Origin of the sequence: Mesorhizobium sp. M7A.F.Ca.US.006.04.2.1, from assembly GCF_004022915.1 — a bacterium.
In the GTDB taxonomy this organism is placed as follows: Bacteria; Pseudomonadota; Alphaproteobacteria; order Rhizobiales; family Rhizobiaceae; genus Mesorhizobium; species Mesorhizobium ciceri.
Window position 1 is genome coordinate 1 of the sequence record NZ_RZQA01001637.1, and the last position, 470, is coordinate 470.

Consider the following 470-nt stretch of genomic DNA (forward strand, 5'->3'; position numbering starts at 1 on the left):
CCTCGGTGCGGCGGGCATCCTCATATCTGCGGAAAGCGGCATCCAAGTCCGGCTCGGTTTCGACATATTCGGCCAGCGCCACAGCACTTTCCAGTGCCAGCTTGGTGCCGGAGCCGATCGAGAAATGCGCCGATGCCGCCGCATCGCCCATCAGCGCGAGATTCTTGTAAGACCAGCGCTCGCACAGCACGCGCGGGAAATTGATCCAAGCCGAACCGCGGATATGGTTGGCATTCGTCATCAAGGCGTGGCCGCCGAGATGTTTTTCGAAGATCCGCTCACAAACGGCGATCGATTCCTGCTGCGACATCGCACCGAAGCCGAAGGCAGCCCAGGTCTGCTCGCTGCACTCGACGATGAAGGTCGCCGTGTCGCTGTCGAACTGGTAGGCGTGCGCCCACACCCAGCCATGCTCGGTCTTCTCGAAGATGAAGGTGAAGGCATCGTCGAACTTCTGGTTGGTGCCGAGC

At 60.9% G+C, this 470-nt stretch carries 1 pseudogene; it reads right to left on the reverse strand.

Annotated elements, in window-relative coordinates:
• A pseudogene (locus EN925_RS39160) lies at positions 1 to 470 on the reverse strand (bifunctional salicylyl-CoA 5-hydroxylase/oxidoreductase); the annotation flags it as partial.